The 25,182-nt window shown below is 70.8% G+C and carries 26 protein-coding genes; 3 read left to right on the plus strand and 23 right to left on the minus strand.

Annotated elements, in window-relative coordinates:
• The 3 genes from M8C13_RS22765 to def all read right to left on the minus strand — a co-directional run.
• A partial coding sequence (locus tag M8C13_RS22765) for a transcription antitermination factor NusB (RefSeq protein WP_374213118.1) occupies positions 1-751 on the minus strand: 751 nt, incomplete at its 3' end.
• Positions 751-1,677 carry a methionyl-tRNA formyltransferase gene (fmt, locus tag M8C13_RS22770; protein ID WP_252482698.1) on the minus strand — a complete coding sequence of 309 codons (927 nt, stop codon included), beginning with the start codon at positions 1,675-1,677 and terminating at the stop codon, positions 751-753. The genes M8C13_RS22765 and fmt, both read right to left, overlap by 1 nt.
• A 1-nt stretch (position 1,678) precedes the next feature.
• On the minus strand, positions 1,679-2,233 hold the full coding sequence (gene def / locus M8C13_RS22775) for a peptide deformylase (RefSeq protein WP_252482699.1): 555 nt from the start codon (positions 2,231-2,233) through the stop codon (positions 1,679-1,681).
• A gap of 127 nt (positions 2,234-2,360) precedes the next feature.
• On the opposite strand from def, the gene M8C13_RS22780 reads away from it, so the two are divergent.
• Positions 2,361-2,957 (plus strand): RNA polymerase sigma factor, encoded by a 597-nt coding sequence (locus M8C13_RS22780; protein ID WP_374213119.1) that lies wholly within the window; start codon positions 2,361-2,363, stop codon positions 2,955-2,957.
• A complete protein-coding gene (locus tag M8C13_RS22785; RefSeq protein ID WP_252482700.1) occupies positions 2,957-4,312 on the plus strand; it encodes a hypothetical protein in 1,356 nt (451 codons plus the stop codon). The genes M8C13_RS22780 and M8C13_RS22785 overlap by 1 nt, the downstream gene beginning before the upstream one ends.
• Before the next feature lie 4 nt (positions 4,313-4,316).
• Here the strand turns inward: M8C13_RS22785 and M8C13_RS22790 are convergent, their stop codons facing one another.
• From M8C13_RS22790 to M8C13_RS22865, 16 genes are all read right to left on the minus strand, one after another.
• Complete coding sequence (locus tag M8C13_RS22790; protein WP_252482701.1) at positions 4,317-6,323, minus strand: primosomal protein N'; 2,007 nt, start codon at positions 6,321-6,323, stop codon at positions 4,317-4,319.
• A 51-nt stretch (positions 6,324-6,374) separates the two neighbouring features.
• Complete coding sequence (locus M8C13_RS22795; protein ID WP_252482702.1) at positions 6,375-6,740, minus strand: DUF5615 family PIN-like protein; 366 nt, start codon at positions 6,738-6,740, stop codon at positions 6,375-6,377.
• Positions 6,737-6,967 carry a DUF433 domain-containing protein gene (locus tag M8C13_RS22800; RefSeq protein ID WP_252482703.1) on the minus strand — a complete coding sequence of 77 codons (231 nt, stop codon included), beginning with the start codon at positions 6,965-6,967 and terminating at the stop codon, positions 6,737-6,739. The genes M8C13_RS22795 and M8C13_RS22800 overlap by 4 nt, the downstream gene beginning before the upstream one ends.
• A gap of 212 nt (positions 6,968-7,179) precedes the next feature.
• The gene (gene metK, locus M8C13_RS22805) at positions 7,180-8,376 is read right to left on the minus strand and encodes a methionine adenosyltransferase (protein ID WP_252482704.1); all 1,197 of its coding nucleotides are present in this window, start codon (positions 8,374-8,376) and stop codon (positions 7,180-7,182) included.
• A gap of 64 nt (positions 8,377-8,440) precedes the next feature.
• Positions 8,441-9,691: a bifunctional phosphopantothenoylcysteine decarboxylase/phosphopantothenate--cysteine ligase CoaBC gene (gene coaBC, locus M8C13_RS22810; RefSeq protein ID WP_252482705.1), complete on the minus strand. Its 1,251-nt coding sequence runs from the start codon at positions 9,689-9,691 to the stop codon at positions 8,441-8,443.
• Positions 9,688-9,975: a DNA-directed RNA polymerase subunit omega gene (rpoZ, locus tag M8C13_RS22815; protein WP_252482706.1), complete on the minus strand. Its 288-nt coding sequence runs from the start codon at positions 9,973-9,975 to the stop codon at positions 9,688-9,690. The genes coaBC and rpoZ overlap by 4 nt, the downstream gene beginning before the upstream one ends.
• Positions 9,972-10,586: a guanylate kinase gene (gene gmk, locus M8C13_RS22820; protein WP_252482707.1), complete on the minus strand. Its 615-nt coding sequence runs from the start codon at positions 10,584-10,586 to the stop codon at positions 9,972-9,974. The genes rpoZ and gmk overlap by 4 nt, the downstream gene beginning before the upstream one ends.
• Positions 10,583-10,900, minus strand: coding sequence for an integration host factor, actinobacterial type (gene mihF / locus M8C13_RS22825; protein ID WP_252482708.1), 318 nt, complete (start codon positions 10,898-10,900; stop codon positions 10,583-10,585). The genes gmk and mihF overlap by 4 nt, the downstream gene beginning before the upstream one ends.
• 344 nt (positions 10,901-11,244) lie before the next feature.
• Positions 11,245-12,081, minus strand: a complete 837-nt coding sequence (gene pyrF, locus M8C13_RS22830; protein WP_252482709.1) for an orotidine-5'-phosphate decarboxylase — start codon at positions 12,079-12,081, stop codon at positions 11,245-11,247.
• The gene (carB, locus tag M8C13_RS22835) at positions 12,078-15,395 is read right to left on the minus strand and encodes a carbamoyl-phosphate synthase large subunit (protein WP_252482710.1); all 3,318 of its coding nucleotides are present in this window, start codon (positions 15,393-15,395) and stop codon (positions 12,078-12,080) included. Before carB ends, pyrF begins: the two co-directional genes overlap by 4 nt.
• Positions 15,395-16,525, minus strand: a complete 1,131-nt coding sequence (gene carA / locus M8C13_RS22840) for a glutamine-hydrolyzing carbamoyl-phosphate synthase small subunit (RefSeq protein ID WP_252482711.1) — start codon at positions 16,523-16,525, stop codon at positions 15,395-15,397. The genes carB and carA overlap by 1 nt, the downstream gene beginning before the upstream one ends.
• On the minus strand, positions 16,522-17,025 hold the full coding sequence (locus M8C13_RS22845; protein WP_252482712.1) for a transporter: 504 nt from the start codon (positions 17,023-17,025) through the stop codon (positions 16,522-16,524). The genes carA and M8C13_RS22845 overlap by 4 nt, the downstream gene beginning before the upstream one ends.
• Complete coding sequence (locus M8C13_RS22850; RefSeq protein ID WP_252482713.1) at positions 17,025-18,326, minus strand: dihydroorotase; 1,302 nt, start codon at positions 18,324-18,326, stop codon at positions 17,025-17,027. Before M8C13_RS22850 ends, M8C13_RS22845 begins: the two co-directional genes overlap by 1 nt.
• A complete protein-coding gene (locus M8C13_RS22855) occupies positions 18,323-19,255 on the minus strand; it encodes an aspartate carbamoyltransferase catalytic subunit (protein WP_252482714.1) in 933 nt (310 codons plus the stop codon). Before M8C13_RS22855 ends, M8C13_RS22850 begins: the two co-directional genes overlap by 4 nt.
• Positions 19,252-19,854 carry a bifunctional pyr operon transcriptional regulator/uracil phosphoribosyltransferase PyrR gene (pyrR, locus tag M8C13_RS22860; RefSeq protein ID WP_308202842.1) on the minus strand — a complete coding sequence of 201 codons (603 nt, stop codon included), beginning with the start codon at positions 19,852-19,854 and terminating at the stop codon, positions 19,252-19,254. The genes M8C13_RS22855 and pyrR overlap by 4 nt, the downstream gene beginning before the upstream one ends.
• 109 nt (positions 19,855-19,963) lie before the next feature.
• Positions 19,964-21,454 carry an alkaline phosphatase family protein gene (locus tag M8C13_RS22865; RefSeq protein WP_252482715.1) on the minus strand — a complete coding sequence of 497 codons (1,491 nt, stop codon included), beginning with the start codon at positions 21,452-21,454 and terminating at the stop codon, positions 19,964-19,966.
• 343 nt (positions 21,455-21,797) lie between these two features.
• Here M8C13_RS22865 and M8C13_RS22870 point away from each other — a divergent pair, with 343 nt between their 5' ends.
• On the plus strand, positions 21,798-22,286 hold the full coding sequence (locus M8C13_RS22870; protein ID WP_016698573.1) for a transcriptional regulator: 489 nt from the start codon (positions 21,798-21,800) through the stop codon (positions 22,284-22,286).
• Positions 22,287-22,850: 564 nt separating this feature from the next.
• On the opposite strand, the gene M8C13_RS22875 is transcribed toward M8C13_RS22870, so the two are convergent.
• The 4 genes from M8C13_RS22875 to M8C13_RS22890 are packed head-to-tail and all read right to left on the minus strand — an operon-like array spanning position 22,851 to position 25,152.
• Positions 22,851-23,639, minus strand: coding sequence for a hypothetical protein (locus M8C13_RS22875; protein WP_252482716.1), 789 nt, complete (start codon positions 23,637-23,639; stop codon positions 22,851-22,853).
• A gap of 16 nt (positions 23,640-23,655) precedes the next feature.
• Positions 23,656-23,970 carry a hypothetical protein gene (locus tag M8C13_RS22880; protein ID WP_252482717.1) on the minus strand — a complete coding sequence of 105 codons (315 nt, stop codon included), beginning with the start codon at positions 23,968-23,970 and terminating at the stop codon, positions 23,656-23,658.
• Positions 23,971-23,983: 13 nt separating this feature from the next.
• Positions 23,984-24,721: a hypothetical protein gene (locus M8C13_RS22885; protein ID WP_252482718.1), complete on the minus strand. Its 738-nt coding sequence runs from the start codon at positions 24,719-24,721 to the stop codon at positions 23,984-23,986.
• Positions 24,718-25,152, minus strand: coding sequence for a hypothetical protein (locus M8C13_RS22890; RefSeq protein ID WP_252482719.1), 435 nt, complete (start codon positions 25,150-25,152; stop codon positions 24,718-24,720). Before M8C13_RS22890 ends, M8C13_RS22885 begins: the two co-directional genes overlap by 4 nt.
• Positions 25,153-25,182: the final 30 nt, after the last annotated feature.

The raw sequence follows: 25,182 nt of genomic DNA on the forward strand, positions 1-25,182 counted from the left end.
CCGCGCCGGGGTCCAGGTGCACGCCGTAGGGCGAGTAGGGGGCTTCCTCGCCACCGGTGATGGCGGCCAGCTCCTCGGCGGTGACCTCGCCGGGACGCGCGGCCAGGTGCACGGCGGGCCGGGCGTCGTCGGCGGCCAGCGCGGCGGCCAGTTCGGCCTTGTCCGGGCCGAGCGCCTCGGCGAAGGCCTGGGCGATCCACTTGGGGTGGGCGTTGGCGAAGGCCAGGTGCCCGACCGGGTCGCTGTCCTCGTCGGGGGCGAGCTCGGCGACCCAGGCCTCCTCGTCCTGCTGGGCGACCCGGCGCAGCACCGCGTTGGCGAAACCGCCGGCGCCGGTGCCCAGCTCCAGGCGGACCAGGTCCACGGTGGAGGCGACCGCGGCGTGCGCGGGCACGCGGGTGCGCAGCAGCTGGTAGGCGCCCAGCCGCAGCGCGTCCAGCGCGACACCGTCCACTTCGGCCAGTGGCCGGTCGCTGCACGCCTGCAGGACCGCATCCAGGAGGCCCTGGGCACGGCAGGCGCCGTAGGTCAGCTCGGTGGCCAGCCCGGCGTCGCGGCCGTGCAGCCGCCGGTCGCGGAGCAGGCCGGGCAGCACGAGGTTGGCGTAGGCGTCGCGTTCGCGGACGGCGGTCAGGGTGTCCAGGGCGGCTTTGCGGGCCGGGTCGGTCTCCGGCGGACGGCGCGGCCCCGAGCGCCGGCGCGGGGGTCCGCTGCGGTCCGAGCGGGCCTGCCGACGGTTGGGCTGGTGCATCATCCGAGCCGTTCTCCCTGTTCCGGCCGCACGCCCCGAGCCCAGTCGGTGGCGGCCATCCGTTTCTTGCCCTGGGCCTGGACCTCGCCGAGGGCGAGTGGTCCGGTCGCGGTGCCGACGAGCACCCTGCGTTTCTCCACCCGCAGCTCGCCGGGCGGCAGCGCCTCGGCTTCGACCGGGGTGAGTGGTCCGAGTTTGAGGCGTTCGCCGCGGAACTCCGCCCAGGCCCCCGGTTCGGGGGTGACCGAGCGGACCAGCCGGTCCACCGCGGTGGCCGGCTGGGTGAAGTCGGCCTTGGCGTCCTCCACGGTGACCTTGCCCGCGTAGGTGACGCCCTCCTCCGGCTGCGGCCGGGCTTCCAGGGTGCCGTCCTCGATGCCGTCCATGGTCGCGGTGAGCAGCCGCGCGCCGGAGATGGACAGGCGGTCCAGCAGCTCACCGGCGGTGTCGCGGTCCCGGACGGTCTCGGTGACCACGCCGAAGACGGGTCCGGCGTCGAGGGGTTTGACGATCCGGAAGGCGCTGGCCCCGGTGATCTCGTCACCGGCCTTGATCGCGGCCTGCACCGGGGCCGCGCCGCGCCAGGCGGGCAGCAGCGAGAAGTGCAGGTTCACCCAGCCGTGTCTGGGGATGTCCAGGGTGCGCTGAGGCAGCAGCGCCCCGTAGGCGACCACCGGGCAGCAGTCGGGGTCCAGCTCACGCAGCCGCGCCAGGAACTCGGGGTCACCGGCCTTCTCCGGGGTGAGCACCTCGATGCCGTGCTCGTCGGCGAGCGCGCCGACCGGGGAGCGGTGCAGGCTGCGGCCACGGCCGGCGGGCGCGTCGGGGCGGGTGACCACGGCCACCACCTCGTGCCGCGGCGAGTCGATCAGGGCACGCAGGGAGGGCAGCGCCACCTCGGGCGTGCCGGCGAAGACCAGGCGCATGTCAGCGACCCCCGCCGAAGAGCGGGTGCGGGCTCTGCTTGATCACCGGGGCGGCGGTGTCCTGGCCGAACCAGCCGGACTCGCGGATCTGCTTGAGCGCGAGCTTGCGGGTCTCGGCGTCCAGCCGGTCCACGAACAGCACCCCGTCCAGGTGGTCGGTCTCGTGCTGGATGCAGCGGGCCAGCAGGTGGGAGCCCTCGACCTCGACGGGTTCGCCGTGCATGTTCCAGCCCTTGGCCACCACGTGCAGGTGGCGGCGGCAGTCCCAGCGCAGGCCGGGGATGGACAGGCAGCCCTCGGGGCCGTCCTGCTCGTCCTCGCCGACCACGTCGAAGGCAGGGTTGATCAGGTGTCCGGCGAAGCCGTCGCAGTGGTAGGTGAACACGCGGAGCCCGACCCCGATCTGCGGCGCGGCCAGCCCGGCCCCGCCCTGGCCCTCCATGGTGTCCCACAGGTCCTTGACCAGGTGGCGCAGCTCGGCGTCGAAGTCGACGACCTCGGTGGCGGGGGTCCGCAGCACCGGGTCCCCGAATAGCCTGATCGGCTGGACTGTCACACGGCTCCCTTCAGGGCGGTTCGGACTGGTCGAGTCTAGAGGTTGAAAATAATCCGCAACGTTGGACGCCGAGCGGTCACTTACCCATGTGACGGCGTTCGTGAGACAGAACTGGGGTGCGATGGTCTTGGCCCAACCTGTCGGCCAACCTGAGCCGGTTCCGCGAGCTGACGGGCGCGATGACGATCGGGTCCTGTGGCAGCGGGCGGCGGCGGATGACCGCAACGCCTTCGGTGAGCTGTTCGAGCGGCACGCCGAGGCGGTGTGGAACCACGCCTACCGGCTGACCGGGTCCTGGTCCGCGGCCGAGGACCTGACCTCCACCACGTTCCTGACCGCCTGGCGCAAACGGGCGGAGCTCACCCTGGTCCGCGAGTCCGCGCTGCCCTGGCTGTATACGGTGGCGGGCAACCTGGCCCGCACCGAGTTCCGCCGGGCCGGGCGGTTCCGGCGGGCGCTGTCCCGGATGCCGCACCTGCACGTGGTCCGCGACCACGCCGAGGACGTGGCGGACCAGGTCGACGGCGACCGGAAGCTGCGCAAGGTCCTGGCGGCGGTGGACGAGCTGCCCAGGGCCGAACGCGAGGCCGTGCAGCTGTGCCTGCTCGGCGAGCTGTCCATCGCCGAGGCCGCCGAGGCCCTCGGGGTGGCCGAGGTGAGTGTGCGTTCCCGGATATCCCGTGCCCGCAGCCGGCTGCGTGGCCTGCTGGAGGAGGAGCTGTGATGGACGACAAGTTCGAGCTGCCTCCGCGGCGGGAGCTGCCGGAGGACATCAAGGACCGGATGCGCGCCACGGTGCGGATGCGGATGGACGACCCGCGGTTCGAGCCGGAGGGCAGGGGCCGCCGGTTCATCGCCGCCGCGGCGGCGATCCTGGTGGTCGCGGTCGGGGCGGCCGTGGTGGTGCAGTCGGTGCAGGACGACCACGCCGCCAACGACGCCAAGGAGACCACCACCTCGCCGAACCCGACCGAGGGGTTCCAGAGCGGCAACCAGGCCATGGCGGACCGCTCCCTGGTGGACCGCTGCTGGCGGGCGGCGATGGCCAGCCCGCAGGCCGAGCGCTACCCCAAGCGCCGCGAGGAGTGGATGGGCGGGCGGCAGATGAACTGGGGCCAGGTGCGGCAGGTCGGGTTGCGGCTCGGCAGACAGGTCGCGGCCTGCGAGGCCAGTGAGACCACGGTGTGGCTGTCCGAGCCGCAGACGCCACTGGCCCCGGACGACCCGACGCCGATCCGGCTGATGATGCTCACCCCCAACGGCGGTTCGGCGGTGAACGTGCGCTCCGGGGTCGGCAAGACCGTCGTCGGGGTGGACCAGTCCGCGCGCGGCGGCAAGGTGGCCGCCCTGGAGCCCTTCGACGTGCTCTACGGGGTGAGGGTCGGCGAGCCGCGGCAGCTGCCCGGCGGCGCGAAGGTGCACGTGGGCACGCAGGCGCCTGGGGAGCAGTACAAGTTCAACGACGTGGAGTACCCGAACCCGCAGGGGCCGCTGGTCACCGTGCTGGACCGGCCGCTGCCGCCCGCCGAGCGCACCTCGGTGGCCGGGAAGAAGCTGGCCGAGTGCATCACCAACGAGCGGACCAAGCACTTCGACCCGATGGTTGACGCGGAGCTGCTCGTTCCCGGCGCCTACGTCGAGTACACCGCCAAGAACGGCAGGCAGCAGTGGGCGGTGGCGGCCCGGTACAAGGGCCGGACCGCGACCTGCAGCTGGGAGACCCGGTTCAAGGACTACCGGATGAACATCGGCCACTCCTTCCACAAGCCGTTGGAGGAGTCCGCCGATGTGATCAGTTTCGGCGACCCGCTCCAGGTCGACGAGGGGCAGCCACCGGGCAAGGAGAGCTGGACCATCTCCCCCGGTTTCAGCGGGTCGGTGTCCGAGCAGGCGGCGGAGCTGAGCATGAAGCTGCCCAACGGCAAGCAGCTGAACGTCACGCTCAAGAACGGCACCTACATCGCCATGGTGCCGGGTGAACCGGTGCGCTGGTCCGAGATCGACATCCCGCGGATCACCTACGAGGCGAAGGACGTCACCGGCAAGGTCATCGGCTCGGGACCGCTGTACCCGGAGTAGCGGCTCAGAGCAGTTCGAGTGGATCGAGCCGGACCCGGACCAGGTCCGGCTCTTTTCGCGCGGTGCGCGCGGCGACCGCGTCGTGCAGGGCGGCCGAGAGCGCCCGGCCGTCGGTGCGCGGGGCGCGGATGAGCGCGCGTTCGCGTTCCTCCTCCTGGCCGCGGGTCTCCAGGGGCACCGGGCCGAGGATCTGCGCGCTGGGCGGCAGGACCAGGCCGTCGAGGAAGTCGTTGACCGCGGCGGGGGTGCCGTCCACGGTGGCGATGCGCACCGCGGGCGGGAAGCTGAGCTCGGTGCGCGCGTCCAGCTCGGTCTCGGCGTGCCAGACCGGGTCCCAGCGGACCAGGGCCTGCACCACGGGCAGGCTGGAGTCGGCGATGACCACCACCCGGCCGCCCTCGGCGGAGCCGCGGACCAGTGCGGCGGCGGTGAGCCAGCGGCGCAGCGCCTCCTCGGTGGCGCGCAGGTCGGCCCGCGCCAGCATGGCCCAGCCGTCCAGCAGCAGCGCGGCCCCGTAGCCGCCTTCGACGTAGGGTTCCGCGCCGGGGGTGGCCACCACCAGCGCGGGCTTGGCCGGCACCTCGGCGAGCACCTCCTCCGCCCCGGAGGTGCGCACCGGGACCCCGGGAAAGGCCCGGCCGAGCTCTTCGGCGGTGCGTTTGGCCCCCACCACCACGAACCGCAGCCGCCGCGAGCCGCAGGCCGGGCAGGAGAACCCCGCCTCGGTCGCCCCGCACCACCGGCAGGCGGCAGGCCGCGGCACGTCCCCGCCCCCCGAGGGCAGCGCCAGCGGCCCTGAGCAGCGACGACAGCGGGCGGGCGCCCGGCAGCCGCCGCAGGCCAGCGCGGGCACGTAGCCACGCCGGGGCACCTGCACCAGCACCGGCGCACCCGCGGCCAGCGCGCCGCGGGCGGCCTCGAAGGCCACCGAGGGCAGCCGCGCGGCCCTGGCGGCGGCGTCCCGGGCCTCCTGCCGGTCGTCCTCGCCGATGGAGGTGACCCTGGGCGCGGCGGCGCGCAGCTGCTCGCGGGCGGCGACGATCTCGTGCGCCCACCCGGTGCGCACCAGCAGCGCGGCCTCCGCGGTCCTGGCGAACCCGGCGACCAGCAACGCCGCCCCGGTGGCGTGCGCGCGCAGCATCAGCACGTCGCGGGTGTGCGGGTAGGGCGAGCGCTGGTCGGCATGGAGGTCGTCCCCGTCGTCCCAGACCACCAGCAGCCCGGGGTCGACAACCGGCGCGAACGCCGCGGCCCTGGTGCCCACCACGACCTTGACCGCCCCGCGCCGCACCGCCAGCCACCGCTTGTACCGCTCGGCGGGCCCGAGCTCGGCGGCCAGCGCCACCACCCCGGCCTCCCCCAGCACCCGCACACAGGCCGCGTGCACCCGAGCGAGGTCCCGGTGGTCGGGCACCACCAGCACCGCCCCCCGCCCTGCCGCGGCCACCTGCGCCGCCGCCTCGGCCAGCCGCGCCGGCCAGTCCTCCCCCGGCAACGCCTGCCACACCGCGTGCGCGGGCCGGTTCCCCCGCAACGCCTCCAGGAACGCCCCGCCCCGGGGATAGCGCGCCCACCCGGCCGGGTCCGGCGGCTCGGGCAGCGGCGCGGGCTCGCGCGGCGGGGCCGCCTCGGCCTTGGCGTGCCGGGGCGGGATGGCCAGCCGCAGCACGTCGATCAGGGTGCCCGCGTACCGGTCGGCCACCGCACGGGCCAGCGAGAGGATCTCCGGGGAGAGCACGGGTTCGGCGGAGAGCACCCGGTCCAGGTAGGCGAGCTTGCCCTTGTGCCCGGACTCGGCCACCCGCTCCAGCAGGTACCCGTCCACCAGCTGCCCGGCGAAGCGCACCCGCACCCGGCACCCGGGCACCGCGTCCTCGGCGTACTTGTCCGGCACCAGGTAGTCGAAGGGCCGGTCCAGGTGCGCGAGCGGGACGTCAACGCAGATCCGCGCCACCGGCTCGATGGCGGCGGGCTGCTGTTCCCCACGTCGGTACGCGCCTGGTTTGGCCACCTACCTGGTCTATCAGACGACGCCGACAGTCCACTGTGGCGGGTCAGCGCGTCACATGGGCAGACGGCGAACCCGGATCCGGCCGTTGCCGATCGACACAACCGCTCCGGCGAGCAGATCCTCGTGCACCGCGGGCAGGTTTGCCACGAGCAGCCCGCCTTGCTCCTGCGGGGTGCGGTGGTCGGCGGACCGCAACAGGACCAGCGACGGCGACTTGAGTCCGGCGACGGCGAGCATGACGGTGAAGTCGGTGTCCGCCGAGACGATCACCAGTCCGTGGTCGATCGCGAAGTCGAGGATCTCCTGGTCGCTCGCAGCGAGCATGCCGTGGTCGCGCACGTGGGTCGCGGTGTGCCCGGCCTGCTCAAGCCATGTGGCGATCTTGGGCGAGAGGTTCGCGTCGACGAGGAAGTTCATGCGGATTCAGCGAGCGGGAGTTCACGCTCCGCGACCGCGACCGCGGCGAACTCCAGGGCGGCCAGCACATCCGCGACTTCCAGGTACGGATAGTCATCGATCACTTGCTCGATGTTACGGCCAGCCGCGAGTTGGCCAAGCACCGCCGCCACCGTGACCCGGGTGTCCCGGATGCACGGCAACCCGTTCATGCGGGTTGGGTTGATGGTGATGCGCTCAAAGGCCACCTTCGAAGTCTATCTGTCACCTTGTTCTCTCAGTGCACAAGGTTGCACGCGTGCATCACAAAGTTGCAGGCGTGCATGTCTCCTGGTTCGGCCAAAGTCCCTGGCTGAACGCTCGATACCCGCCAGGCACCAACGCTAGATCGGCCAACCCCCGGACACGGCAACGGCCGAGCGCACCCGGGTGGGTGGGCTCGGCCGTTGTCAGGTCAAGCTCAGACCAGCAGGCCCTTGAGGGCGTCGGCGCGGTCGGTGTTCTCCCACGGCAGGTCGAGGTCGGTCCGGCCGAAGTGCCCGTACGCGGCGGTCGGCGCGTAGATCGGGCGCAGCAGGTCCAGGTCGCGGATGATCGCGGCCGGGCGGAGGTCGAAGACCTCGGTGATGGCCTGCTGGATCTTCTCCGGGTCCACGGTCTCGGTACCGAAGGTCTCCACGAACAGGCCCACCGGGGCGGCCTTGCCGATGGCGTAGGCGACCTGGACCTCGGCGCGGGTGGCCAGGCCGGCCGCGACGACGTTCTTGGCGACCCAGCGCATGGCGTAGGCGGCCGAGCGGTCGACCTTCGACGGGTCCTTGCCGGAGAAGGCGCCGCCGCCGTGGCGGGCCATGCCGCCGTAGGTGTCGACGATGATCTTGCGGCCGGTCAGGCCCGCGTCGCCCATGGGGCCGCCGATGACGAAGCGGCCGGTGGGGTTGACCAGCAGGCGGACGTCGCTGGTGTCGAGGTCCAGGCCGGCCAGCTCGGGCAGCACGACCTGCTCGCGGATGTCGACGGCGAGCATCTGCTCCAGGTCGATGTCGGCGGCGTGCTGGGAGGAGACGACCACGGTGTCCAGGCGGACCGGGCGGTCACCGGCGTACTCGATGGTGACCTGGGTCTTGCCGTCGGGGCGCAGGTAGGGCAGCACGCCGTCCTTGCGGACCTTGGTCAGGCGGCGGGACAGGCGGTGCGCCAGCGCGATCGGCAGCGGCATCAGCTCCGGGGTGTCGGTGCTGGCGTAGCCGAACATCAGGCCCTGGTCGCCGGCGCCCTGCTTGTCGATCTCGTCCTCGGCGCCCTCGACCCTGGACTCGTGCGCGGTGTCCACACCCTGCGCGATGTCGGGGGACTGCGAGCCGATGGCGACGTTCACGCCGCAGGAGTGGCCGTCGAAGCCCTTGGCCGAGGAGTCGTAGCCGATCTCCAGGATCTTCTCCCGCACGATGGTCGGGATGTCGGCGTAGGCCTCGGTGGTCACCTCGCCCGCGACGTGCACCTGGCCAGTGGTGATCAGCGTCTCCACCGCGACCCGGCTGCGCGGGTCCTTGGACAGCAGCCCGTCGAGGATCGAGTCGCTGATGGCGTCGCAGATCTTGTCCGGGTGCCCCTCGGTCACGGACTCACTGGTGAACAGACGGCTGTTCTGGCTCACGGTTCTCCCCTGGAGACAAGTTAGGTATGGCTAAGTAGCTTAGTGGGGGTGCCTAGAGCATGGCTCACAGGCGGGCAGAGCCGGAAAGCCGCGCGATCGCGTCCCACACTGTGGACGCGAACCGGGCTTTCGAGCCCTGTGGGATGGGCGCCTCTGCGCCGTCTGCCGTGAGCAGCCATCCCTGGTTGTGCTCGACCTCGAAGGCCTTGCCGTCGCCCACCGCGTTGACGACCAGCAGGTCGCAACCCTTGCGGGCGAGCTTCGCTCGTGCGTGGTCCAGCACATCGCCGCCTGGATCTCCAGTCTCCGCGGCGAACCCGACGACCAGTTGCCCCGGGCGTCGTCCCTTGACCAGCTCCACCAGGATGTCAGGGTTTCGCCGGAGTTCAAGCGGGTGTGGCTCGGAACCTTCGGTTTTCTTAATTTTGTGATCCACGAACTCTGCCGGTCGGAAGTCGGCGACGGCGGCGGCCATGACCACCACGTCTGCCTGTTCCGCGGCCTCGAGCATGGCCGCGCGCAGCTGCTCGGCGGTGCTCGCGGAGACCATGGTCACGCCTGCGGGGTCGCTGAGCGCGCCGCCGGTGACGGTGGAGACCAGGGTCACCTGCGCGCCGCGCTGGGCGGCGACCCTGGCCAGCGCGTAGCCCTGTTTGCCGGAGGACCGGTTGGTCAGGTACCGCACCGGGTCCAGGGGCTCGCGGGTGCCGCCGGCGGAGATGGCCACCCGCACGCCGGTGAGGTCACGGGGCAGCGCGTCGGGGCGCTCCAGCAGCAGGGTGGCCAGCGCGACGATCTCACTGGGCTCGGGCAGGCGGCCCTTGCCGGTGTCCTTGCCGGTCAGCCGCCCGGCGGCGGGTTCGGCGACGATCACGCCCCGGGAGCGCAGGGTGGCCACGTTGGCCTGGGTGGCCGGGTGCTCCCACATCTCGGTGTGCATGGCCGGGACCATCAGCACCGGGCAGCGCGCGGTGAGCAGCGTGCCGGTGAGCAGGTCGTCGGCCATGCCCGCGGCGGCCTTGGCCATCAGGTCGGCGGTGGCGGGGGCGACGAGGACCAGGTCGGCGCTCTGCCCGATGCGCACGTGCGGGACCTCGGGCACGTCGCTGAACACGCCGGTGGCCACCGGCTGGCCGGACAAGGCTTCAAAAGTGGCGGCGCCGACGAAGCGGAGAGCCGCCTCGGTCGGCACCACGCGTACCGCGTGGCCGGACTCGGTCAGCCTGCGCAGGACCTCGCAGGCCTTGTAGGCGGCGATCCCGCCGCCCACGCCGAGCACGACCCGCGGCCGGTGCTCTGCTGGGGTGGAACTCACTCGCCTTCGGTGTGTTCGAGCACACCGGCGTGGATCTCGCGCATGGCGATGGACAGCGGCTTCTCCCGCGCGCCCGGCTCCACCAGCGGTCCGACGTACTCCAGCAGGCCCTCGCCGAGCTGCGCGTAGTAGTCGTTGATCTGGCGGGCCCGCTTCGCGGCGTAGATCACCAGCGCGTACTTCGAGGTGACCTTCTCGAGCAGGTCGTCGATCGGCGGGTTGGTGATGCCCAGCGGGGTGTTGGCCGGATCGGCCAGCACGCCCAGCTCAGTGGGGATGCTCACTCGCATGCTCCTGCGGTCGTGTTGCGCACCGGATGAGTATCAGTGCCGGTCAACAAGGTTACCAAGTCCTCGGCGGCGCGTTGCACGTCGTGGTTGACGATCACCACGTCGAACTCGGCCTTGGCCGCCAGTTCCTCCCGGGCGGTGTCCAGGCGGCGGCGCACGACCTGCTCCGGTTCGGTGCCGCGACCGACCAGCCGGCCGACCAGCACCTCCCAGCTCGGCGGCGCCAGGAAGACCTGGACGGCCTCGGGGGCGGCCTGCCGGATGGCCCGCGCGCCCTGGAGGTCGACCTCGACCAGGATGGGAAGTCCCTGGTCAAGACGCTGCTCGATCGGTCCTTTCGGGGTGCCCGAGCGGTGCGTGCCCCGGTGGATCTCCGCCCACTCCAGCAGCTCCCCGGCCTCGATCATGCGATCGAACTCGGCGGGGCTGACGAAGTGGTAGTCCTGCCCGTCCACCTCACCGGGGCGCGGGGCCCTGGTGGTGGCGGACACGCTGAACCACAGGTCGGGCATGATCTTGCGCAGCCGCCCGACCACGCTGCTCTTACCGACGCCCGAGGGGCCGGCCAGTACTACCAGCCGGCCCCTCGTGGTTGAGTCAGTCACTCGCCGCTGAACTCGGTCAGCAGCGCCTTGCGCTGCCGCTCACCGAGTCCGCGAAGACGACGGCTCGCCGCGATCTCCAACCGCTCCATGATCTGAGCGGCGCGAACCTTGCCAACGCCGGGAAGGGCCTCAAGAAGGGCCGAGACCTTCATCTTGCCCAGGACCTCATCGGTCTCCGCGGCCGCGAGCACGTCCTTGAGAGTGGTGCCGCCGCGCTTGAGGCGCTCCTTGAGCTCCGCGCGGGCACGACGAGCCGCAGCCGCCTTCTCCAACGCTGCGGCCCGCTGCTCCTCGGTCAGCTGGGGAAGGGCCACGTTATTCCTCCGTATGTGGGGTGTCCTCTGGAAAGGTGCCGCGACCGTACCGAGGGCTTCCGACTCGGCACAACGCGGGTCCGGATTCTCTGGCGCAAGCTAGCGCTGGAGTAGTCCCGTCCTCCGCCGGAAATCAGCCTGAGGGCTGAATCCCGTGCGCCGGGTCGTCGTTCTCGCGACGGACTTGGTTCGATGTCGTCCTTCGAAATTTCCGGTTCCGGCCTGGTTTCGCACCCAGTTCGGGACGCCGTTCTCGTCGGCCGTATCTGGCACCGGCCGCAACTACTACCAGCTCAGACCCTGTTGACGCCACCCGCCGCGGTCGGTCGCCTCGATCTTGTAGGTCACACGGAGGACGGCGCGGCCACGTCGGCGAGAGTTTTGCGAGCAGCCCCGCGAAGTGCTGCGACGTCCGGACCGTGCCGCAGGATGTCCCGCGAACTGGTCGGCAGGACCAGTGGCAGGGCGTCCCCGAAGACCGATTTCAGCTCCGCCGGACCGGCCCCCTGCGCCCCGTAGCCCGGCGCCAGAATAGGGCCGTTGAGCTGCGACAACTCCAGTCCGTGACGACCGACGGTGGCCCCGATGACCACGCCGATCGCGCCCAGCGGGGCGGCGCCGGAGTTGACCTCCGCCGCCGCGTCCACAATGGACTGTGAGATCGTTTTGCCGTGCTCGGTGCGCGCGGACTGGACGGTCCGCGCCTCCGGGTTCGATGTGAGCGCCAGCACGAAAATTCCCCTGCCGTTTTCCTGCGCGGCGCGCACGGCCGGGTCCAGAGAACCGAATCCCAAATACGGCGAAAGTGTCACCGCGTCCCCGGCCAAAGGTGAACCTTCGGTCAGATATGCGGCGGCATAGGCGGCCATGGTGGACCCGATATCACCCCGTTTGGCGTCCACGAGCACCAGGGCGCCCGCCGCCCTGCCCTCCGCAATCACCCGTTCGAGTACCGCCACGCCCCGGGAGCCGTAGGCCTCGAAGAAGGCGGCCTGCGGCTTGAGCACGGCCACCTCCCCGGCCAGGGCCTCCACCGCGGTCAGCGCGAAGCGCTCCAGCCCGGCCGCGTCGGCGGTCAGGCCCCAGTCGGCGAGCAGGCCGGGGTGCGGGTCGATGCCCGCGCACAGCGGTCCCCTGGCGGAGACCGCTGCGTGCAGGCGAGCGCCGAAGGCGGCGGTCACCGGGCGTCCTTGAGGGCGGCCTGCAGCGCCTGCAGCGGCCGGACCTCGATATCGCCCCTGATCAGGGCTTCGATGCCGTGCACGGCCGCGGCGGCGCCCTGCACGGTGGTGATGCACGGGATGTCCTTGGCCACCGCGGCGGTGCGGATCTCGTAGCCGTCGATGCGCGGCCCGGAGTTGCCGTAGGGGGTGTTGATGACCATGTCCACGCCGCCCTCGTTGATGAGTTCGACGATGTTGCGGCCCGCGGTCTCGCCCTGGCCCTCGAAGTGCTTCCTTACCACGGTGCACGGGATCCCGTTGCGCCGGAGGACTTCGGCCGTGCCCTCGGTGGCAAGGATTTCGAACCCGAGGTCGGCCAGCCGCTTGATCGGGAAGACCATGGCCCGCTTGTCCCGGTTGGCCACCGAGACGAAGACCTTGCCGCTGGTGGGCAGCGAGCCGTAGGCGGCGGCCTGGGACTTGGCGAAGGCCTTGCCGAAGGAGACGTCGATGCCCATCACCTCGCCGGTGGACTTCATCTCCGGCCCGAGCAGCGAGTCCACGCCCTTGCCCTCAGGGGTGCGGAAGCGGTGGAAGGGCAGCACGGCCTCCTTGACCGCCACCGGCGCGTTGGCAGGCAGCTCGGCGCCGTCGCCGGCGGCCGGGAGCATGCCCTCGGTGCGCAGCTCGGAGATCTTGGCCCCGAGCATCACCCGCGCGGCCGCCTTGGCCAGCGGGACCGCGGTGGCCTTGGAGACGAAGGGCACGGTGCGGGAGGCGCGCGGGTTGGCCTCCAGCACGTAGAGCACGTCGTCCTTGAGCGCGTACTGCACGTTGAGCAGGCCGCGCACGCCGATGCCGCGGGCGATGGCCTCGGTGGAGCGGCGGACCGCCTCGATGTCGGTGCGGCCCAGGGTGATCGGCGGCAGCGCGCAGGCGGAGTCGCCGGAGTGGATGCCGGCCTCCTCGATGTGCTCCATCACCCCGCCCAGGAAGACCTCCTGGCCGTCGCAGAGGGCGTCCACGTCGATCTCGATGGCGTCGTCGAGGAAGCGGTCCACCAGCACCGGGTGCTCGGGGCTGACCTCGGTGGCGCGGGCGATGTAGCCGGCCAGGGACTGCTCGTCGTAGACGATCTCCATGCCGCGCCCGCCGAGCACGTAGGAGGGGCGCACCAGCACCGGGTAGCCGATCTCGTCGGCGATCTTCTTGGCTCCGGCGAAGGAGGTGGCGGTGCCGTACTTGGGCGCGGGCAGGCCGGCGCCGACCAGCACGTCGCCGAAGGCGCCGCGGTCCTCGGCCAGGTGGATCGCCCCGGCCGGGGTGCCCACCACGGGCACACCGGCGTCGGTGAGCCGCTGCGCCAGGCCCAGCGGGGTCTGCCCGCCCAGCTGCACGATGACCCCGGCCACGGTGCCGGAGCGCTGCTCGGAGTGCACCACCTCCAGGACGTCCTCGAAGGTGAGCGGCTCGAAGTAGAGCCGGTCGGAGGTGTCGTAGTCGGTGGAGACGGTCTCCGGGTTGCAGTTGACCATCACCGTCTCGTACCCGGCCTCGCGCAGGGCGAGCGCGGCGTGCACGCAGGAGTAGTCGAACTCGATGCCCTGGCCGATCCGGTTGGGCCCGGAGCCGAGGATGAGCACCTTGGGCTTGTCCGGCTGCGCGGTGACCTCGCACTCGGCCTCGGGGTCGAGCTCGTAGGCGGAGTAGTGGTACGGGGTCTTGGCCGCGAACTCCGCGGCGCAGGTGTCCACCGTCTTGTACACCGGGCGCACGCCGAGCCGGTGCCGCAGGGTGCGCACCCCGTCCTCACCGGCCAGCTCCTCGCGCAGCACCGCGATCTGCCGGTCGGACAGCCCGGCCCGCTTGGCCCGGCGCAGCAGCGGCTCGTCGAGCACCGGCGCGGCCAGCACCTCGGCGCGCAGCTCCACCAGGGACAGGATCTGGTCGATGAACCAGGGGTCGATGCCGGAGGCCTGGTGCACCTGCTCGACGGTGGCGCCCAGGCGCAGCGCCAGGTCCACGGTGTAGAGCCGCCCGTCGTGGCCGCGTTCGAGCTTGGCCAGCACGGACTCCAGGGTGGCGTCCTCGGGGTCGGGCCTGGTCCAGAACCCGGCGGCCTTGGTCTCCATGGAGCGCAGCGCCTTGCCGAGGGCCTCGGTGAAGTTGCGGCCGATGGACATGGCCTCGCCGACGCTCTTCATGGTGGTGGTCAGCGTGGGGTCCGCGCCGGGGAACTTCTCGAAGGCGAAGCGCGGGACCTTGACCACCACGTAGTCCAGGGTCGGCTCGAAGGAGGCCGGGGTCTCCTGGGTGATGTCGTTGCGGATCTCGTCCAGGGTGTAGCCGATGGCCAGCTTGGCGGCGATCTTGGCGATCGGGAAGCCGGTGGCCTTGGAGGCCAGCGCGCTGGAGCGGGAGACCCGCGGGTTCATCTCGATGACGACCATGCGGCCGGTCTGCGGGTGGATGGCGAACTGGATGTTGCAGCCGCCGGTGTCCACGCCGACCGCGCGCAGCACGTCGATGCCGACATCGCGCATGTGCTGGTACTCGCGGTCGGTCAGGGTCATCGCGGGCGCGACGGTGACCGAGTCGCCGGTGTGCACGCCCATCGGGTCGATGTTCTCGATGGAGCAGATGACCACCACGTTGTCCCGGTGGTCGCGCATGAGCTCGAGCTCGTACTCCTTCCAGCCGAGCACGCTCTCCTCGATGAGCACCTCGGTGACCGGGCTCTCCGCCAGGCCGGTGGCGGCCAGCCGCTCCAGCTCCTCGTCGGTGTAGGCCATGCCGGAGCCCAGGCCGCCCATGGTGAAGGAGGGGCGGATGACCACCGGCAGGCCGACCTCGGCGACGGTGGCGCGGACCTCCTCCATGGTGTGGCAGACCCGGCTGCGCGGGGTCTCACCGCCGATGGAGGCGACGATGTCCTTGAACTTCTGCCGGTCCTCACCGCGCTCGATGGCCTCGATGTCGGCGCCGATCAGCTCGACGTTGTACTTCTCCAGGGTGCCGCGCTCGTGCAGGGCGATCGCGGTGTTGAGCGCGGTCTGCCCGCCCAGGGTGGCCAGGATGGCGTCCGGGCGCTCCTTGGCGATGACCTTCTCCACGAACTCCGGGGTGATCGGCTCGACGTAGGTGGCGTCGGCGAACTCCGGGTCGGTCATGATGGTGGCCGGGTTGGAGTTGACCAGCGAGACGCGCAGGCCCTCCTCCCGCAGCACCCGGCACGCCTGGGTGCCGGAGTAGTCGAACTCGCAGGCCTGGCCGATCACGATCGGGCCGGACCCGATCACCAGGACGTGCTTGATGTCGGTGCGTTTCGGCATCAGTTCTTCCCGTCCTTGTTCGCCATCAGGCTCACGAACTCGTCGAAGAGGGGCGCGGCGTCGTGCGGACCGGCCGCGGCCTCGGGGTGGTACTGCACGCTGAAGGCGGGCACGTCGAGTGCGCGCAGGCCTTCCACGGTGTCGTCGTTGGGGCAGTAGTGGCTGATCATCGCGGCGCCGAACTCGGAGTCGAAGCGCTCGCCGGGAGTGCCCTCGACTGCGAAGCCGTGGTTCTGCGCGGTGATCGCGACCTTGCCGGTGGCCACGTCGATGACCGGGATGTTGATGCCCCGGTGCCCGTAGCGCATCTTGTAGGTGCCGCGGCCCAGGGCGCGGCCGAGGATCTGGTTGCCGAAGCAGATGCCGAACAGCGGCAGCTTGCGGCCGAGCACCTCGCGGGTGACCGCGACGGCGTGGTCGGCGGTGGCCGGGTCGCCGGGCCCGTTGGACAGGAACACCCCGTCGGGGTTGAGCGCGAGGATGTCCTGGATGCCGGAGCCGACCGGCAGCACGTGCACCTCGATGCCGCGGGCGGACATCATCCGCGGCGTGTTGGCCTTGATGCCCAGGTCCAGCGCGGCCACGGTGTACTTCTTCTCGCCGATCGCGGGCACCACGTAGGTCTGCTCGGTGGTGACCTCCCCGGCGAGGTTGGCGCCCTTCATCTCCGGGGCCTGGCGGACCCGCCCGATGAGCTCCTCGGCCCCGGCCAGGTCAGACCCGGAGAAGATGCCGGCGCGCATCGCGCCGCGCTCGCGGATGTGCCTGGTCAGGGTGCGGGTGTCCACTCCGGCGATGCCGACGATCTCCTGCCGCACCAGTTCGTCGTCCAGGGAGCGGGTGGCCCGCCAGTTCGACGGGGTGCGGGCGGGGTCGCGGACGACGTAGCCGGCCACCCAGATGCGGCTGGACTCGTCGTCCTCGTCGTTCCAGCCGGTGTTGCCGATCTGCGGGGCGGTCTGCACCACGATCTGCCGGTGGTAGGAGGGGTCGGTGAGGGTCTCCTGGTAGCCGGTCATGCCGGTGGAGAAGACGACTTCGCCGAGCGAGGTGCCGGTGGCGCCGTAGGCCTCGCCGCGGAAGGTTCTGCCGTCTTCCAGCACGAGCACGGCGGCGTTTCGCGAACTCATCGAGCAGCCTTCCCTTGAGGAGTGAGGGCGGTGACCCAGTCGGCGTAGCCGGTCTTGTCATCGCCGCGGAAACCGGTGTCCAGCAGGTGGTCGCCGTGTTGCCAGGTGACCACGAGCAGCCCGTTGCGGCCGACCACCTTGCCGGCCAGCCCGCGCGCGGTGCGGGCCGCGCGGACGGCGTCGGTGTCGATCCACAGTGGACTGGCACCGGTGCGGTCGAGCAGGAGTCCTTGCGGGTACAGGGTCGCGGTGGCCTCGGCGCGGTGGCCGAGGTCGCCCGCGGTGATCCGGTCCACCCAGTTCTCAGCCGCGGTGGTGCCCACGTAGACGCCGGTCTCCGGCGGGAGCACCGGGTCCACTGTGGACAGTTCCGCGGGCGGGGCGGGGAACGGGGGCAGTTCGGCGGCTTGGCGGCGGGAGCGCTTGCGCCAGCCGTGCAGCATGCCGTAGGCGCACAACAGGATCAGCGCGAGCACGGCGAGGGTGAGCAGCAGGCGCATCAGGCGCGCACCTTCCCGTCGGCGGCGGTGACCTTGCCGCGCAGCATGGTCAGCACCACCTTGGCGGGCAGTTCCATGCCCTCGAAGGGCGTGTTGTCGGCAACGGAGGCGAACTCCTTGCCGCGCACGGTCCACCGGGCGTCCGGGTCGACCAGCACCAGGTTGGCCGGTTCGCCCTCGGCCAGGGGGCGGCCCTGGTCGGGCAGCCCGGCGATGGCGGCCGGGCGCTCGCTCATCACGCGGGCCACGCCGCGCCAGTCCAGCAGGCCGGTCTCCACCATGGTCTGGGCGATGACGGAGAGCGCGGTCTGCAGGCCGAGCATGCCGGGGCGGGCCGCGGCCCACTCGCAGTCCTTGTCCTGCACCGCGTGCGGGGCGTGGTCGGTGGCCACGCAGTCCACCACGCCCTCGGCCAGCGCGGCGCGCAGGGCCTGCGCGTCACTGGCCGCGCGCAGTGGCGGGTTGACCTTGTTGACCGGGTCGAAGGTCTCCAGCCGCTCGTCGGTGAGCAGCAGGTGGTGCGGGGTGACCTCGGCTGAAATCAAGTCGAGCCGCGCACTCTGCCTGTTCTTGGCCCAGCGCAGCACGTCCACGGTCCCCGCGGTGGAGACGTGGCAGATGTGCAGGCGCGCCCCGGCGTGCTGGGCGAGCAGGCAGTCACGGGCCACAATGGACTCTTCGGCCGCGGCGGGCCAGCCCTGGAGACCGAGGCGGGCCGCGTTCTCCCCTTCGTGGGCCTGCGCGCCGACGGTGAGCCGGGGCTCCTCGGCGTGCTGGGCGATCACCGCGTCCAGTGCCTTGCTGTACTCCAGCGCCCTGCGCATGATCAGCGGGTCGTGCACGCAGTGCCCGTCGTCGCTGAACATCCGCACGTTCGCCTTGGACTTGGCCATGGTGCCCAGCTCGGCGAGCTTGGTGCCGGCCAGGCCGACGGTGACCGCGCCGACCGGGTGCACGTCGACCAGGCCGACCCGCTGCCCCTGCGCGTGCACGTGCTCGACGATGAGCGCGTTGTCGGCGACCGGGTCGGTGTTGGCCATGGCGAAGACCGCGGTGTAGCCGCCGAGCGCGGCGGCGGCCGAGCCGGTGGCGATGGTCTCGGTGTCCTCGCGGCCGGGTTCGCGCAGGTGCACGTGCAGGTCGACGAACCCGGGCAGCAGCACCTGGCCGTTGGCCTCAATGACCTCGGCGTCCTCGGCCGTAAGGTCCGCGCCGATGCCGGCGATCACGCCGTCGCGGACGAGCACGTCCACCGGCTCGCCGTCGCCGTAGAGCTTGGCGCCCTTGATCAGGGTGCTCACGCGACCGCCTCCTCTCCGGCCAGCAGGTGGTACAGAACCGCCATCCTCATGTGCACTCCGTTGCTGACCTGGTCGGTGATGGCCGCGCGTGGCGAGTCGGCGACCGCGGAGGCGATCTCCATGCCGCGCAGCATCGGGCCGGGATGCAGCACGACCGCGTGCTCGGGCAGCATCCGCAGCCTGGCCTCGTTGAGGCCGTAGGCGATCGAGTACTCCTTGGCGCTGGGGAAGAACCCGCCGTGCATCCGCTCGGCCTGCACGCGCAGCAGCATCACCGCGTCCAGCGCGGGCAGTTCGGCGTCCAGGTCGTAGCAGACCGGCACCCCCCACTGCTCGATGCCGGCGGGCACCAAGGTGGGCGGGGCGATGAGCACGACCTCGGCGCCGAGGGTGCGCAGCAGGTGCACGTTGGAGCGGGCCACCCGGCTGTGCAGCAGGTCGCCGACGATGCCGATCCGCCTGCCGGCCAGCTCGCCGAGGCGTTCGCGCAGGGTGGCCGCGTCCAGCAGCGCCTGGGTGGGGTGCTCGTGCATGCCGTCCCCGGCGTTGATCACCACCGTGCCGGTGCCCGCCAGCCAGCCGGCCAGCCGGTGCGCGGCGCCGGAGGCGGGGTGGCGCACGATCACGCAGTCCGCGCCGATGGCGGAGAGGGTGAGCGCGGTGTCGCGCAGGGACTCGCCCTTGTTCACCGAGGAGGCGCTGGCCGAGACGTTGACCACGTCGGCGCTCATCCACTTCCCGGCGACCTCGAAGGAGACCCTGGTGCGGGTGGAGTTCTCGTAGAACAGGGTGATCACGGTGCGCCCGCGCAGGGTGGGCAGCTTGCGCACCTCGCGGCCGAGCAGGGTGGTCTTGAGTTCCGCGGCGGTGTCGAGCAGCGTGGTCGCCGAGCTCACGTCCAGCGTCGCGGTGGAGAGCAGGTGCTTCACCGCTGGTTGTCTCCTTCTTCGCTCCGGCGCAGCACGACCGCGTCGTGGCCGTCCACTTCGGACAGCAGCACGGCCACCTCCTCGGTGCGGGAGGTCGGCACGTTCTTGCCGACGTAGTCGGCGCGGATGGGCAGTTCGCGGTGGCCGCGGTCGACCAGCACGGCCAGCTGCACGGCGCTGGGGCGGCCGTGGTCGCGCAGGGCGTCCAGGGCGGCGCGGATGGTGCGGCCGGAGAAGAGCACGTCGTCGACCAGGATCACCAGGTGGTCGTCGATGCCGCTTTCCGGCAGCCGGGTGCGTTCCAGGGGCCGGTTGGGGCGGCGGCGCAGGTCGTCGCGGTAGAGGGTGACGTCCAGGGAGCCCAGCTCGACCTCGACGCCGCTGAAGTCGGCGATCCGCTCGGCCAGCCTGCGGGCCAGTGGGGCGCCGCGGGTGTGGATGCCGAGCAGCGCCACGGGCGCGCTGCCCGCCGCGTCCAGCGCGGTCTTCTCGATGACCTGGTGGGCCATCCTGGCGATGGTGCGCGCGACATCGCCGACCGAGAGCAGCTCGCGCTCTCCGGCCGGGTCCGCCGCGCCACCCCGCTGCGGGCGTGGCACGAGGGAGACCTCCTTCTCCGCCTCACGGGACGGGTCCTTAAAGGATGTGTCCGCACGGTAACAAACAAGACGGGGACCGGCGAAGCACCACCGGTCCCCATCTGTGGTTTCAGGGCTGCCGAGTGACAGAAACCTCGTCTACCGCCCAGTACCAGTTGTTCACGCCACTGAGCCGGAGCCCGATTCGGGCGGTTTTCGCACCACTGGGTAGTTGAACGGTCACTGATTCGCGCCCACCGGTGGTGTCGGCGGTCCATTTCCGCACTTCGGCCGGTGTGCCGCCGTCGACCTGCAGAAGAAGCTGCCCGAGTTGGCCGCCTTCCTGCCGGTAGTAGTGGGTCAGGTCCACCTTGAGCCTGCTCCCGGTCCCGGTGTCGGCCGGGGTCCAGAGGGTGGAGTCGAACTTCTTGCCGGTGGCATCGGCGGTGTCGGCCCACTCGTCGGAGTCGGCGACGGCGATCACGCCGCGGCCGCGGACGAAGGTCTCCCGGTTCTGCCCGCCCTGGGTCAGCGACCAGAACGCGTCGGAGGTCAGCGTCCAGCCTCGCCACTCCGGCACGCCCCCGGCGGGCATGGCGGCGTTGTCCACGCTCCAGCCGCCGGGCAGCTCCTGGGTCCAGCCGAGCACCGAGGCCGGGATCTGTTCCGTCTGCGCGGGCTTGAGCCGCGCGCCCTCGAAGGCGTCGGTGACCGGCGCGAACAGCGAGCGTCCGGCCAGCTTGGCGTCAGGGGTCACGCCGAGGTGGGTCAGCGCGGTGTGCGCGGCGTCGACCAGCCGGGTCGTGGTGGGCTTGGCCGCGGGCACGCCGTCGCCGGTGGCCAGGACGAAGGTGGACCGCTCGTCCAGGCTGGCTCCGCCGTGGCCGCCGCCGGGGGTGTGGCCGTGGTCGGTGGTGATCATGACCAGCCACTTCTCCGCCGACCGGGTCGCGCGGGCGGCGACGGCGTCGAGCAGTCGCTTGACGTAGCCGTCCACCTTGGCGATCTCGGCGAGGTACTCGGGGCTGGCCGCGCCCTTGTTGTGCCCGACGATGTCCTGCTGCCCGAGGTAGACGAAGCTCGCGTCCGCCTTGTCCTCGCGCAGGTGCGCCTCGGCGCGCTCGACGATGGTGGCGTCGTGGGCGACGTAGCCGTCCCGGTCGCCATCGAGGACGATCTTGGTATCCAGCTTGCCGCCGATGATCCGGTCGCCGATCGGCTTCCAGTCCATCGCCGCCCAGGTGTCCCGGCTGGGGTCGGCGGCCTCGACCCGGCTGAGCCAGTCCGGGTGCTCGGCCAGGCGGTTGCCGGTGAAGCTGTTCTCCTTGACGCCGTGCTGGTCGGGCCAGGTGCCGGTGAGGATGGTGGACCAGCCGGGGCCGGAGGAGGTGGCGGCCATCGGGCCGGCGTAGAGCAGGCTGCGCGCGTCGGTGCCGGTGCGCTGCAGGCCCTGCAGGGTCGGCGCCTTGGCTTCGGCGATCTTGGACACCAGCAGCCCGTCGATGCCGATGACCAGCACCTTCGGCGTCTGTGCCGCGGCGGCGACAGGTGAAATCGCGGTGAGCAGTAGCCCGATCGCCGCAGCGATCGCCCCCGCTGAGCTACGCAGTGGTAGCCGCATGCATCCTCCTTCGAAGTGGTCTAGACGTGTTATGGAACATTGCCGTCTACGAGGAGCCAACTAGCGAAGACCGGCCATCACCCGAATGACCGCAGGGTGAACGACACCCCGTCACCAACTTGCTCACGGGCTGACACAGAGCCGGTTACTGCCCGCTCAACTGGGGCGATGACGTGCGAAGGGTCAACCATCCGGGTGGTTGCGCCCCGCTCGCCCGCATGCCGCAACGAGATCAGCTTGACCTGGTGACTTCGACGAGTAACCATTACTCTCCGTATTGATCTGAGCTTTCCCCGCGGTAAGTGGTACCGGCTGACGGGGCGAACGAACGGAGAACCGCCACATGGGCGACTACGCCAAGGCGCTGGGTGCCAAGCTCCGCGCGATCCGTCAGCAGCAGGGCCTGTCCCTGCATGGCGTGGAGCAGAAGTCGGGCGGTCGCTGGAAGGCCGTTGTCGTCGGCTCCTACGAGCGCGGGGACCGTGCCGTCACGGTGCAGAAACTGGCAGAGCTGGCCGACTTCTACGGCGTCCCGGTGGCGGAGCTGCTGCCGGAGGGCCGCGTCCCCTCGGGCGCCGAGCCGGCCACCAAGATCGTGATCAACCTGGAGCGATTGCAGCAGCTACCAGCGGAGAAGGTCGGTCCGCTGGCCCGCTACGCCGCGACCATCCAGAGCCAGCGCGGGGACTACAACGGCAAGGTCCTCTCCATCCGGACCGAGGACCTGCGTTCGCTGGCGATCATCTACGACATGTCCCCCGGTGAGCTCACCGAGCAGCTCATCGACTGGGGCGTGCTGCCCCCCGAGGCCCGTCCGGCCAAGGAGGACTGAACGCCCAGGGACCGTGTCCTGAGGGTGGCTGTCGTGGAGCCATCACCAGGCCAAGGCTCTGAACTGCGACAACCGTGTCCGCACAGCGACACGGCAGCACCAACGATCGCCCGCGTGGTGGGAGACTCGACCCCTCCTCGACCTCCCACCACCTCCACCAACCCGGCTGACGACCGTCTCCCCATGCCCCGGCCAGCGTCGCCGCATGTCGCTGCGGCCCGCCTGTGAACGGGCTGGACTTTCCTGAGCACTCGTCCCGCGTCAGGGTTGATCTCGCCGACCGGCGGCTGTGCCGTGTCGCGATACGCCACTGAACGGCTTCCAGTCGCTCCACTTCCCGCCGGAAGGCTTCAGCAGCAGGCTCCTGCCGGTAGCGCGTGCGCGCGGACCTGTCTGGCGATCTCCGGCACGACCTCCAGCCAGACCGCGGACGCCGTGGCCACGCTGACGAGCGGGGTGGGATCGGCCCGGCTTGACGCCACCTGCAGCCCCTGAGCCGCGTGAACTTCGCCGGTCGTGTTACTGGAGCTCATCGATGGGTTCGCCCTGCTCCACCTGGCATCGTCACCGGTTGAGGGACCAATCGGCGTCGCCATCCTTGACACTGCCATCGTTGTAGGTGCCGGTGGACGGGTCCGGCCATTTGCCGCCGGGAAAGAAGCTGTTGTCGACCGCCTCGCCTTTGAGGCTGACCAGGTTCTGCGCCTGACCGCCCAGGAAGGTGACCAGCGCACCAAGCATTGTCATGAGCGTCGTCGTGGTAAAGCTGATCTCGCCCAGGATGAGTGCGAGGCCGGCCCATGAGAAGACAGCGGAGCCGAACGCCGCGATGGCAACCACAACGGCAGCGATGACCTTCGCCAGGAGCAGACTGATTCCCACGTAGAAAGCCAGCCCGGCTCCCGCGCTGAGCATCAACGCGGTCGAGGTCTTGTCAGCGATGGTGGCAATCTTGTTTGCGGCGTCGCCCTGAGGTTTGATGTTGGCCTTGTAGGCTGTTGCCGCCTGGCCGATCCAGGAGTTGGCCGCGGGCATCGCCTCGGGCTTCAGCTGGCCGACGACGTTGGTGGCACGGCCCCGAACGTCCTGCCACTCCAGGGAGTAGGCGAAGAAGTACAGCGGAGCGGCGACGCCGACTGCGATGTCCTTGACCAGCACGCAGAAGTGGTATCCCGCACTGTAGATCTGCTCGGCGCACCACTCGATGGCATCCCGTAGAAACTCCGGCATCATCGCCACCTGGGGCTGCGTGCGAATCGCCATGCGGAGGCCGGCCAGTTGAACCTCCAAGTCGTCGATCCCCTTGTCCACCTTCGCCTTCACCGCGTTGAACTGTGCCGGACTGAAAGCCATCGCGACGTCTCCCCCTTCAGTAAAGACCCTTGATCTTGTGCAGGTTGGCGGCCTCTTCCTGCTCGTAGGTGTTGGCCACCTGGCGCAGGGTGTTCGCGACCTCACCTATCCGCTCGACGCCCTCGGTCGACCTGCCGACCACCTGGTCGATCACATCGGTGTAGGTGTCGAAGACGAGTTGAAACACCCCCGCCTGTATCCGGTTGAGACGCATGGCCTCTGCCATCGAGGCGATCTTGCCCAATTCGCCAGCCTGCGCGTCCCACACGCCGGCTTCGTTGCGCAGTGCCGCGGTCGCGGCGCGGATGTGGTCCGCGGTCGGCGGTGCCATACCAGTTGGCCCTTCAGTCGAGGAGGCGGTCTGGGCTGTTCAGCAGCGCCACGGTCTCGGCCAGCATGGCGTCCACCCTGGCCATCGGATCCGTCCGTGACTTGCGCTGCGAGTTCTCCAGCGCTTCTTTGGCCATCTGGAGGGCCTCGCCGAGTGCGTTCATCAGCCGGGCGGCGGTCTGATCGGCTACCCAGCGCGGGTCCGCTGTGCAGGAGACCAGCCCACCCGGGGACAGGGCGAGCGCGAGCTTGCCGGACCGATCGGTACCGGTCGCATCAGGACTGTCGGTTTCCGAGGCCAAGGAGTCGAGCTTGTCGAAGGTCTTGAGCGCGTCTTCGGCAACCACGTCCAGCGATCGAGGCGACCCGAAGTCGGAGAGCCGGTGAGCTGGGGGCGGCGCCGACACTCGTCCGGTTGTACCCGGTGCCGCTTTCAGTTGATCGAGCTGGTTCTTCCAGCCGTCCGTGGCCAACGTCTCCGACCAGGTAGTCATCCGCTGCCTGATCGCTGCCTGGAACGCCTCCAGCAGCGCCGCCCCGAAGGCTTCCGCCCGGAGTCGGCGTGCCCAGTCGTTGTGCACACGGAAGGAGGCAGGCAGGCCGTCTGGTCCCACCGTGACCTGGACCGTCCCGCTGGTGTCGGAGCCCTCCGCCTGGCGAGGCATGGCTACCTCGGCGTCACGCAGCAGCGCCTGCATCGCCGCGGTCTGGTGCTGGAGCTGCGCGAGTTTCGAAAGCAGCTCATCGCTCATGGCCGTTTCCTTCCGGTGGAGTCGTGCGAAGCGGGCGGGGCGCCGACTACCCGGTGGGCTGCGCGCAGGAGCGGGAGCATGATGAACGCACCACCGAACAGGAGATATGACAGACCTGCACCGGTGAGCTGGGAGGCAATCGCCAACCCCCATGCGGCGATAGCCGTCAACCACAGCAGCACCACGGTGGCGATCCGCGTCCGCCTGGATGTCCGCGCCGACAGACCCGTGAGCACCGCCCCCGCGGCCAGCGCCACCATCACCGCCACGACGATCAATCGTGAACCGGCCGGACCGAACGGCGCTTCACTGGCCGCGATCGGACTGATGGACCAGACGACCAGGCCAGTCGCGAACAGGATCTCGGCGATCACCACGACGATCAGCGCGTCACGATGTTCGGCTCGGGCTCTTCGGTCGGCACTGGGCATGCGGTCTCCCCTCCCAAGCGAGTTCCATTC

It is taken from the genome of Crossiella sp. SN42 (assembly GCF_023897065.1).
GTDB lineage: Bacteria > Actinomycetota > Actinomycetes > Mycobacteriales > Pseudonocardiaceae > Crossiella.